Source organism: Pantoea sp. PvP021, assembly GCF_054056055.1.
Map to the genome: position 1 here is coordinate 355,151 of NZ_JBSRXX010000003.1, position 11,618 is coordinate 366,768.

General features: G+C 57.5%; 5 protein-coding genes and 2 tRNA genes. 4 read left to right on the forward strand and 3 right to left on the reverse strand.

The annotated features are described in order from the left end of the window. Nucleotides 1-49 precede the first annotated feature (49 nt). Genes ptrA through recD form a run of 3 tightly spaced genes read left to right on the forward strand, consistent with a single transcriptional unit; the run spans nt 50 to nt 8,321 of the window. Nucleotides 50-2,947 carry a pitrilysin gene (ptrA, locus tag ACVKSX_RS13270; RefSeq protein WP_029519405.1) on the forward strand — a complete coding sequence of 966 codons (2,898 nt, stop codon included), beginning with the start codon at nt 50-52 and terminating at the stop codon, nt 2,945-2,947. Further along, on the forward strand, nt 2,944-6,483 hold the full coding sequence (recB, locus tag ACVKSX_RS13275) for an exodeoxyribonuclease V subunit beta (RefSeq protein ID WP_354438821.1): 3,540 nt from the start codon (nt 2,944-2,946) through the stop codon (nt 6,481-6,483). Before ptrA ends, recB begins: the two co-directional genes overlap by 4 nt. After that, nucleotides 6,480-8,321, forward strand: coding sequence for an exodeoxyribonuclease V subunit alpha (gene recD / locus ACVKSX_RS13280; RefSeq protein ID WP_010671032.1), 1,842 nt, complete (start codon nt 6,480-6,482; stop codon nt 8,319-8,321). Before recB ends, recD begins: the two co-directional genes overlap by 4 nt. A gap of 50 nt (nt 8,322-8,371) precedes the next feature. Here the strand turns inward: recD and argA are convergent, their stop codons facing one another. Next, on the reverse strand, nt 8,372-9,700 hold the full coding sequence (argA, locus tag ACVKSX_RS13285; RefSeq protein ID WP_010248624.1) for an amino-acid N-acetyltransferase: 1,329 nt from the start codon (nt 9,698-9,700) through the stop codon (nt 8,372-8,374). 232 nt (nt 9,701-9,932) lie between these two features. On the opposite strand from argA, the gene amiC reads away from it, so the two are divergent. Continuing rightward, nucleotides 9,933-11,177, forward strand: a complete 1,245-nt coding sequence (amiC, locus tag ACVKSX_RS13290; protein ID WP_010248623.1) for an N-acetylmuramoyl-L-alanine amidase AmiC — start codon at nt 9,933-9,935, stop codon at nt 11,175-11,177. Nucleotides 11,178-11,287: 110 nt separating this feature from the next. Here the strand turns inward: amiC and ACVKSX_RS13295 are convergent. Together ACVKSX_RS13295 and ACVKSX_RS13300 are read right to left on the reverse strand one after the other, a co-directional pair. Continuing rightward, nucleotides 11,288-11,364 (reverse strand) — tRNA-Met (locus ACVKSX_RS13295). A gap of 54 nt (nt 11,365-11,418) precedes the next feature. Next, nucleotides 11,419-11,495, reverse strand: a tRNA-Met gene (locus ACVKSX_RS13300). Nucleotides 11,496-11,618 lie beyond the last annotated feature (123 nt).

Below are 11,618 nucleotides of genomic sequence, written 5' to 3' on the forward strand. Positions count from 1 at the left end.
GCCGCCGCGTCCGACATTGGCGGTTTATCGGGAAACGAGAGGGGTTTACATGCGGGTACACGCACGCTGGATAGCGGCGCTAATGTTAAGCCTGATGGCTTGCACAGCGCAGGCGCAGGAGCAGGCATCATCAGGCTGGCAGCCGGTTAACGACACCATTCGCAAAAGTGAACAGGATCCCCGCCACTATCAGGCTATCCGGCTTGATAATGGGATGACGGTATTACTGGTTTCCGATCCCGTGGCACCGAAATCGCTGGCGGCGCTGACGCTGCCGATAGGATCGCTGGACGATCCCGATCAGCAGGCGGGACTGGCGCACTACCTTGAGCATATGGTGCTGATGGGTTCAAAGCACTACCCGCAGCCCGACAACCTGGCTGAATTCCTGAAAAAACATGGCGGCAGCCACAACGCCAGCACAGCCTCTTACCGCACCGCCTTTTATCTGGAAGTGGAAAATGACGCGCTGGAACCGGCGGTTGATCGCCTGGCGGATGCGGTGGCTGAGCCGCTGCTGGATCCGGTTAACGCTGACCGCGAGCGCCACGCCGTGAATGCCGAGCTGACCATGGCGCGCTCGCGCGATGGCCTGCGTATGGCCCAGGTCGGCGCAGAAACCCTGAACCCGGCGCATCCGGCGTCACGTTTTTCGGGCGGCAATCTTGAGACCCTGAAAGATAAGCCAGGCAGCAAACTGCACCAGGCGCTGCAGGACTTTTATCATACGCATTACTCCGCCAATCTGATGAAAGCGGTGATCTACAGCAACAAACCGCTGCCGGAGATGGCGTCGATTGCGGCTAAAACCTTTGGCCGGGTACAAAATCATGACGCCAGCGTGCCGGAGATTACGGTGCCGGTGGTGACCGATGCGCAGCAGGGCATCATCATCCATTACGTTCCGGCCCAGCCGCGCAAGCAGCTCAAAATTGAATTCCGCATTGCCAACAACAGCGATCGGTTCCGCAGTAAAACCGACACGCTGATCAGCTATTTAATCAGTAACCGCAGCAAAAACACGCTGACTGACTGGTTGCAAAAACAGGGGCTGGCCGACGGGGTGAATGCGGGCGCTGACCCGATGACCGAGCGTAACAGCGGCGTGTTTGCGATTACCGCGTCACTGACTGATAAAGGTCTGGCGCAGCGCGACCAGGTCGTGGCGGCGATATTCAGCTACATCAATCTGCTGCGTCAGCAGGGGGATGATAAGCGCTATTTCGATGAAGTTTCGCATGTGCTGGCGCTCGACTTCCGCTATCCCTCAATTACCCGCGATATGGATTACATTGAATGGCTGGCCGACACCATGCTGCGCGTACCGGTTGAACATACGCTGGATGCACCCTATCTGGCGGATCAGTACGATGCCGCCGCGATTAATGCCCGGCTGGAAGAGATGACCCCGCAGCATGCGCGTATCTGGTATATCAGCCCGCAGGAGCCGCACAACAAAAAAGCCTATTTTGTGGATGCGCCTTATCAGGTTGAGAAGATCACTCCACAAACCTTTGCAGACTGGCAGCAGCGCGCCAGCCAGATTACGCTGGCGATGCCCGTGCTGAACCCCTATATCCCGGACGACTTCACCCTGTTACCGTCAGACGGCAAAACGTATCAGCATCCGGTGAGACTGGATAACCAGGATGATATGCGTATTTACTGGATGCCCAGTCGTTATTACGCCAGCGAGCCAAAAGCGGCGATCACCCTGGCGTTACGCAATAAGCACACCATCAGTGATGCCCGTCAGCAGGTGCTGTTTGGCCTGAATGACTACCTTTCCAGCCTGGCGCTGGACGAGCTAAATTCACAGGCTTCAGTGGGCGGCATCAGCTTCTCAACGGGTGAAGATGAAGGGCTGGTGTTCAGCGCCAACGGCTTCACCCAGCGTCTGCCGACACTGCTGAAGAAACTGGTGGAAGGTTACGCCACTTTCCAGCCGACAGAACAGCAGCTGGAGCAGGCGAAATCCTGGTATCTGGAGCGGCTGGACGCGGCGGAAAAGGGCAAAGCGTTTGAACAGGCGATTCAGCCGATGCAACTGCTGTCGCAGCTGCCATATACCCAGCGCGAGGCTCGCCGCAAGCTGGTAAGCACACTCTCACTTAAGGATGTTACTGACTATCGCGATACGCTGTTCCGCGACGCGACGCCGGAGATGCTGGTAGTGGGCAACCTCAGTGCTGACAGCGTGACGCAGCTGGGGCATGAGCTCAAACAGCAGATGCAGAGTCATGCGACCCGCGACTGGCATAGTCAGTATGTCTCGATTAAAAAACCGCTGAAAGCCAACCTGCAACAAAAAGGCAGCAGCACCGACTCCGCCCTTGCCGCGCTCTATGTTCCACTGGGATACAGTGAATATCAGAGCATGGCGCACAGCTCCATGCTGAGCCAGATTGTGCAGCCGTGGTTCTACAATCAGCTGCGGACCAAAGAGCAGCTCGGCTACGCGGTGTTTGCCTTCCAGATGCCAGTGGGTCGCCAGTGGGGAATCGGCTTCCTGCTGCAAAGTAACAGCAAACAACCGGGCTGGCTGTTGCAGCGCTATCAGGCCTTCTACCCGCAGGCGGAAAAACGTCTGCGCAGTATGAGCCAGGCAGACTTTGCTCAGTATCAGCAGGCGATGATCAATGATTTGCAGCAGCGTCCTCAGACGCTCTTTGAGGAAGCGGATCGCTTTAGCCGCGACTTTGATCGGCAGAATGATCAATTTGATACCCGGCAAAAAATGACAGAGCAGGTTCAGCGGTTAACCCCGGCCAGCCTGGCAGACTTTTTCCGGCAGGCCGTGATCGAACATAAGGGCATGGTGATGACCTCGCAGATTGCAGGCACCGGCAATGGCAAAGTTGAGTTTGCCCGTCAGCCTGGCTGGAAAACCTGGAGTGAAGTGGCACAACTGCAGCAGTCGCTGCCGGTAAAGAGTGAGACCCAATGACGCAGTTACCTCCCGTATCGCTGAATCCTTTAACGCTGCCGCTCAGAGGCGAGCGGCTGATTGAGGCGTCAGCGGGCACCGGAAAAACCTTTACCATTGGTCTGCTCTATCTGCGCCTGCTGCTGGGGCTGGGCGGTGAAAACGCCTACAGCCGGCCGCTCTCTGTCGAAGAAATTTTAGTCGTGACCTTTACCGAGGCCGCGACCGCCGAATTGCGCGGGCGCATCCGCGAGAATATTCATCAGCTACGTCTGGCCTGTATCCGCGGCAAAAGCAGCAATCCGATGCACCAGTTACTGCTGGAGCAGATGCCGGATCTGAGTCAGGCCGCCGCGCAGCTGCTGGCTGCCGAGCGGCAGATGGATGAAGCCGCCATTTTTACCATTCACGGCTTCTGTCAGCGGATGCTGAATCTCAATGCCTTTGAGTCGGGTATGCTGTTCGAGCAGGAGTTGATTGAAGATGAGCAGGCGCTGCTGAAGCAGTCGACCGCCGATTTCTGGCGTCGTCAGTGCTATCCACTGAGTCTGGATGTGGCGCGGGTCATCGCCGCAGAGTGGAGCGGGCCGGACAGTCTGCTGGCCACGCTGCGCCCCTGGCTACAGGGGAAGTCGCCGGGGCTGAAACGTCCGCCTGCCGCCGATGAGACGCTGGCATCACGCCACGCACGCAATCTGTCGCGCATCGAGGCCATCAAGCAGCAGTGGCAGGCGCTCAGCGCCGATGTTGAGGGCATTATCACTGCATCGGGCGTTGATAAGCGCAGCTACAGCAGTAAACATCTGCCCAACTGGGTGGCCCGCGTCACGCAGTGGGCCAGCAGCGAAACGCTGGATTATCAGTTGCCCAAAGAGCTGGAGCGCTTTGGACAGCAGGTGCTGGAGGAGAAAACTAAAAAGGGTGAAGCGCCGCGTCATTCGCTGTTTGAGGCGATCGATCAGTTTCTGGCAGAACCGCTGTCGCTGCGGGATGTCATCATTGCGCAGGCGCTGACCGATGTGCGCGCTACGGTGCAGCGCGAGAAACGGTTACGTGCACTGTTAGGCTTCGACGATCTGCTCAGTAAACTGGATGAAGCGCTGCAGCAGCCAGGTGGCGTTTTGCTGGCAGAAACCATCCGGGCGCGTTACCCGGTGGCCCTGATTGATGAATTCCAGGATACCGATCCGCAGCAGTACCGCATCTTCCGCACGCTCTATATTAATCAGCCTGAACAGGCACTGTTTCTGATCGGCGATCCCAAGCAGGCGATCTATGCGTTTCGCGGTGCGGATATTTTTACCTATCTCCGGGCCAGAAACGAAGTCAGCGCTCACTACACGCTCGATACCAACTGGCGTTCATCACCTGAGATGGTCGGGAGCGTCAACCGCCTCTTTTCTCAGCTCGATTCGCCTTTTCTGTTCTCGGCGATCCCCTTTCAGCCAGTTAAGCCTGCTGCGCCCAATCAGTCGCTGAAACTGATTTTTGACGAGCAGCAGCAACCGGCGTTACGGTTCTGGCTGCAGCCTGGCGAGGGCGTGGGTAACAGCGATTACCAGCAGTTTATGGCACAGCAGTGTGCGGCCGATATCAGCCGCTGGCTGGTGGCCGGACAGCAGGGGCGCGCCCGCCTGGGCAAAGGCGAGGCGCTGCAGCCGGTGCGGGCTTCCGATATCACCGTGCTGGTGCGCAGTCGTAATGAGGCCGGTTTAATCCGCGACGCGCTGAATGCGCTGTCGATTCCTTCGGTCTATCTCTCCAGCCGGGACAGCGTCTACACCACGCCGGAAGCGCGCGAACTGCTCTGGTTACTGCAGGCGATACAGGCACCTGAGCAGGAACGTCTGCTGCGCAGCGCGCTGGCAACCTCAATCTTTGCTATTGATGCAGCAACGCTCGACGCGCTGACACAGAATGAACGCGAGTGGGATGCGCTGGTGGAGCAGTTTGCCGTCTGGCAGCAGCTGTGGCATCAGCGCGGCGTGTTACCGATGCTGCGTGACGTGATGATCAGGCGGCAGCTGGCAGAGAATATGCTGGCCTCGGAGAACGGTGAACGTCGCCTGACCGATCTGATGCATCTGGGCGAACTGCTGCAGGAAGCTTCGGTGCAGCTGGAGAGTCCGCACGCCCTGGTGCGCTTCCTGGCGCAGCAGATTGCCCGGCCAAACAGCCAGGCCTCCAGCCAGCAGCTGCGTCTGGAAAGCGACCGCCATCTGGTGCAGATCATCACCATCCATAAATCGAAAGGACTGCAATATCCGCTGGTCTGGCTGCCATTTGCTGCCGGGTTCCGCGAGGCGGCCAGCGCGCTTTATCACGATCGCGACACGTTCACGGCACTGCTGGATGTGCAGGGTGATGCACAAAGTCTGGCGCTGGCCGAAGAGGAGCGCCTGGCGGAGGATCTGCGTCTGCTCTACGTGGCGCTGACCCGTTCGGTCTATCACTGCAGCGTCGGCATTGCGCCACTGATCAAAGGCACCCGCAAAAAAGAGGGCGAAAGCGATCTGCACAAGAGCGCGCTGGGCTACCTGGTGCAGCAGGGCGAGGCGGCGGATGCGCAGCAGCTCACTCAGCGACTGAATGCGTTAACCGGTGAAGGAATTGCGCTGGTTGAAGAGGCTCTGCTGCCGGGAGAAATGTGGCAGGATGCGCAGCAGGGCGATGAGGTTTTAAGCAGCCGCGACATTACGCGCGCGCTGGCTGACGTCTGGCGGGTAACCAGTTATTCAGGCCTGCAACAGCATCACAGCTCGCCGCTGCTGGATGCGATGCCCAATTTTGATATTGATGCAGCGGGCGAAGAAGAGAAGGGTGAAGAGGCTGCATTGACACCCCACCACTTTCCGCGCGGAGCGGCACCCGGTACGTTTTTGCACGGTCTGTTTGAGTCGATCGACTTTACCGAACCGCCGGACAGCGTCTGGCTGGAAGATCAGCTGCAGCATAATGGCTATCCGCTGACCTGGTTGCCGGTTCTGGAACAGTGGATTGACCGGGTCTTACATACGCCGCTCAATGCTGAGGGGCTGACGCTGTCGGCGATAAAAAGCAGCGAACGCCTGATTGAGATGGAGTTCTATCTGCCGATCAACAATCTGCTGACTGCGGCGGATCTTGACGCTCTGCTGCGCCGGCACGACAGCCTCTCTCAGCAGGCCGCCCCCCTGGATTTTCGTCAGGTGCGGGGCATGCTGAAGGGCTTTATCGATCTGGTCTTCCGCTGGCAGGGAAAATATTATCTGCTCGACTACAAATCGAACTGGCTGGGGGATAGCCACGCCGCTTACACGCCAGAGGCGATGGCGCAGGCGATGATTGGCCACCGCTACGATCTGCAGTATCAGCTCTATACGCTGGCGCTGCATCGCTATCTGCAGCATCGCCTGCCGGACTACGACTATCAGCGTCACTTTGGTGGGGTGTTTTATCTGTTTTTGCGCGGGATGGATGGCAGCTCGCCGGACAACGGCATTTTCGCCACCCGACCTGCTGAAGCCTTTGTGGAAGAAATTGATGCACTGTTTGGTGAAACCGGGGAGATGTTATGAGTGACATGCTGAGTCTGCTGCTGCAGGCGGTAGAGAAGCGTCTCCTGCGGCCGCTGGATATACAGTTTGCCCAACTGGTGGCCCCGGAATCACAGCCTGGGCTGCTGCTCGCTGCGGCCTGCGTCAGCGCTGACGCGGGTGAGGGGCACGTCTGTTTACCGCTGAGCAACCTCTGCGAAGCGAATCTGTTCGCTGGTCGCCAGCCTGCGCTGGCTCAGGCGATCTGGCACGCTGCTGGTGCGCCGGAAGACTGGACAGCACGCTTTGCTGACTGGTCGGCTGTGAGTGATGGCAGCCTGGTTACGCCGCTGGTGCTGAGCAATCAGCGTTTATATCTGCATCGGCTGTGGCAAAGCGAAGGCCGGGTCGCCGACTTCTTCGCTGCGCAGGAAGTGAAAACTGCGTTTGATATGCATGCTGCAGGCGACGTGCTGAACAGCCTGTTTGACGACCAGCCGGAGAACTGGCAGAAAATTGCGGCGGCCGTGGCGCTGACCCGCAAGACTGCGGTTATTTCCGGCGGGCCGGGTACCGGTAAAACCACCACAGTGGCGAAACTCCTCGCTGCCCTGATTCGCCTGAATCCCGGTGCACTGCGGATTCAGCTGGCGGCACCGACCGGCAAAGCCGCCGCGCGACTGACCGAGTCACTGGGCAGTGCACTGCAGGAACTGGCGGTCAGCGACGAAGAACGCCGGCGTTTTCCTGCCGAAGCCACCACGCTGCATCGCCTGCTGGGCGCACAGCCCGACACTCAGCGGCTGCGCTACCATGCCGGTAACCCACTGCACCTTGATGTGCTGGTGGTTGATGAAGCGTCGATGGTCGATCTCTCAATGATGGCAAAACTGATCGCCGCGCTGCCTGCCCATGCCCGCGTCGTGTTTCTGGGCGATCGCGATCAGCTGGCCTCGGTCGAAGCCGGTGCGGTGCTGGGCGACATCTGCCGCTGCACCGAAAGCGGCTACAGCCTGGCACGGGCTGAACAGCTCGCGCTGCTGACCGGCTGCACACTGCAGGGCAGTGACGATGTGCAGGCACCCGCAGTCCGCGACAGTATCTGTCTGCTGCAGAAGAGTTATCGTTTTGATGACTCATCAGGCATCGGCCAGCTGGCAAAAGCGATCAATCGTGGCGATGCAGAGCAGGTCAGGGCGGTGTTTGCTGCGGCTTATGAGGATATCAGTTACCAGCCGCTGAACAGCGCTGACGCTTATCAGGCGATGCTGGATGAGGTAGCCCAGGGTTATCAGCCCTTCCTGCAGTTGATCAGACAGCAGTCGTCGCCCGCAGAAGTGATTGCCGCTTTTGGCCGTTATCAGCTGCTGTGTGCATTACGTGACGGGCCATTTGGCGTGCAGGGTCTGAACCAGCGTATTGAGCAGCGACTGATGCAGCTGCAGCGCATCCGTCGTCCTGGCATGGGCAGCCGCTGGTATGAAGGGCGTCCGGTGATGATCACCCGAAATGACAGCGCGCTCGGCCTGTTTAATGGCGATATCGGCATGACGATGCGGGATGAAGAGGGCAACCTGAAGGTCTTTTTCCCGCTGCCGGATGGATCGATCAAGGCGATTCAGCCGAGCCGGTTACCCTCACATGAAACGGCCTGGGCGATGACGGTGCACAAATCACAGGGCTCGGAGTTTGATCATACCGCGCTGGTGATGCCCACGCAGTTTCTGCCGGTGCTGACCCGTGAACTGGTCTATACCGCGATTACACGTGCACGGCGGCAACTGACCATCTACAGCGAACCCGGCGTATTTCAGCGTGCCGTGCAGCTGCAAACGCAGCGACGCAGCGGTCTGGTGGAGCGACTGGGGGAATCTGGCTGAGAAGAGAGGGGACAGACCACGCGGGGGGGGCCTGTCCCTTACGGATTGAATCAGGTGAGATCGGCCATCAACACTTTTGAACGGCGCTGATAGTTATACATCTCTTTCTTACTCTCGGGCAGGGACTCAATATCTACCGGCGTAAAGCCGCGTTCCTGGAACCAGTGGATGCTGCGGGTGGTTAACACAAACAGTTTTTCCAGCCCCATCTGGCGTGCCTGAAGTGCCACGCGTTGCAGCAACATCTCACCGCGTGAAGAGCTGCGATAGTCAGGATGAACCGCCACACAGGCCATTTCGCCAATCTTCTCATCCATAAACGGATAGAGTGCTGCACAGGCGATGGTCAGATTATCGCGCTGAATGATGGTGAACTTATCAATTTCCATTTCCAGCTGCTCGCGCGAGCGACGCACCAGAATACCCTGCTGCTCCAGCGGACGGATCAGTTCGAGGATGCCGCCGATATCATTGATATTGGCGCGACGGATTTGCTCTGCCGACTCCATAACGATCTGGGTACCGATACCGTCGCGTGAGAAGAGCTCCTGCAACAGCGCACCATCTTCCTGATAACTGATTAAATGGCTGCGGCGAACACCACTGCGGCAGGCTTTCACCGCACCACGCAGGAAGCGAACGGTCCCGGAAAGATAATCGCCTTCCTTTTCAATCTCATCGATACGGGCCTGCGCATCATTCGGGAAGAGCTCGGAGATGATTTCACCCTCGCTGTTCAGCACGCCCTGCTCAGAGCAGAAGCCGATCATTTTCTCCGCTTTGAGTTTAATCGCCAGCTGGGTAGCCACTTCTTCCGAGGTCAGGTTAAAGCTTTCGCCGGTAACTGAAACCGCAACCGGGCCCATCAGCACAATCGCATCGTTATCCAGCTGACGATGAATGGCCTCTTCATCAATACGACGGATACGGCCGCTGTGACAGTAATCCACGCCATCATCCACGCCCAGCGGCTGTGAAATAATGAAGTTGCCGCTGACCACGTTGATATGCGCGCCCTGCAGCGGCGTGTTGTTGAGACTCATTGAGAGGCGGGCCGTGATATCTAACTGCAGTCGGCCGGCGGCCTGCTTCACTAACTCCAGCGATTGCGCGTCGGTGACCCGGGTAAACTTATGGTAAACCGGCTCCAGCTGCTGCTGAGCCAGGCTGGCATCAATCTGCGGGCGTGCGCCATACACCACGACGAGGCGAATGCCCAGGCTGTGCAGCAGGCCGATATCATTAACGATGCCAGAGAAGTTCTCATGCTCAATCGCTTCGCCACCCAGCATGATGACAAAGGTTTTACCCCGGTGGGCATTGATATAGGGAACGGTATGGCGAAAACCCTGAACCAGTTCGGTACTACGTTCCTTCACGGCCAACCCTCAGTGAATGTTTATTCGTATTTTTTGTATTTTTATGCTTTTACGCCCGGTTTTGCAAGTCTTAATCCTGACGAAAATTTACGTTTTTCTGGGTGTCAAAGCCGCTAACAGCCTGCATTATTTAGGGTTTCCGGGGTGACATCATGCTGCGGATTGGATAAAGTTTTCGCCGCCATTTTAGTAACTGGCGCTTTTTTAGACATTACACAGCAGCTGGAGCGGCATGTCAGACGTTAATTCCCATTTTTCACGCAGACGATTTTTACAGGGGACGGGCGCCTTACTGCTGTTAAGCGTCAGCCGGACAGGGTTGGCGGCGAAGAACCACATTGTGGCGGTGCGTATCTGGCCCTCATCGACCTACTCGCGGATGACGCTGGAGTCCAATGTCGCGCTGAAGTACAAGCAGTTTGCGCTGAGCAATCCCGAACGCCTGGTGATTGATATTCAGGGGCTGCATCTCAATCCGGTTCTGAAAGGGGTAGATAAGCAGGTTCGGGTCGACGATCCCTTTATTAAAAATGCCCGTGTCGGTCAGTTCGACAGCAACACGGTGCGCGTGGTACTGGAATTAAAGCGCAACGTCGCGCCGAAGATCTTTAATCTCTCGCCGGTCGCCGGGATCAATCACCGGCTGGTGGTCGATCTCTATCCGAGCCAGAACCAGGTTGAGGATGATCCACTGCTGGCTCTGCTGAAAGATTATAACCAGGGCGATCTGGAGAAAGATGAAGGGGTGCAGGCGCCCTTACCCGGCAAAGCGGGGCGCGATCGTCCAATCATTATCATGATCGATCCCGGTCACGGCGGGGAAGATCCGGGCGCGCACGGCAAATATAAGACCCGCGAGAAAGATATTGTGCTGAAGATTGGACGGCGACTCAAAGCGCTGATCGATAAAGAGTCCAATATGAAAGCCTATATGACGCGCAATGAAGATGTCTTTATTCCGCTGCGCGTCAGGGTTGCCAAAGCCCGTAAACAGCGTGCCGACCTCTTTGTGTCGATCCATGCGGATGCCTTTACCAGTCGCGCGGCACGCGGCTCTTCAGTGTTTGCCTTATCAACCAGTGGTGCCACTTCGGCGGCGGCTCGTTTCCTGGCTCAGACTCAGAATGAATCAGACCTGATTGGCGGCGTCAGCAAAAGCGGTGACCGCTATCTCGATCACACCATGTTCGATATGGTGCAGCGTCAGACGATTCATGACAGCCTTAAATTCGGCAAAGAGGTGCTGCATCGCATGGGGCGCATCAACCATCTGCACAAACGCACCGTGGATCAGGCCGGATTTGCGGTGCTGAAAGCCCCTGATATCCCGTCAATTCTGGTCGAGACGGCGTTTATCAGTAATGTGGAGGAGGAGCGCAAGTTGCGAACCACCCGTTACCAGCATCAGGTGGCAGAGGCGATTCTGAACGGCATCAAAGCGTATGTAGAGAGTGGGGCGGCGCTGGCCCATCGGTAAAGGAGTGCGGGTAGCCGGGCTATCCGCGCGCTTTTCAGGGCAGAAAGAGGCTGAAGCGGCTTTTGGGAACGTCAGAAACAAAAAAACACCCTTTCAGGTGTTTAAATGATTGGTTGCGGGGGCCGGATTTGAACCGACGACCTTCGGGTTATGAGCCCGACGAGCTACCAGGCTGCTCCACCCCGCGTCCGTATCATACTTTTTTCACATTGTGACTTCTGTAAAACTGCTGCAGAAGTATTGGTTGCGGGGGCCGGATTTGAACCGACGACCTTCGGGTTATGAGCCCGACGAGCTACCAGGCTGCTCCACCCCGCGTCCGTATTGCTTCTATTACTTTTACTTCTCACATTGTGACTTCTGTAAAACTGCTGCAGAAGTATTGGTTGCGGGGGCCGGATTTGAACCGACGACCTTCGGGTTATGAGCCCGACGAGCTAC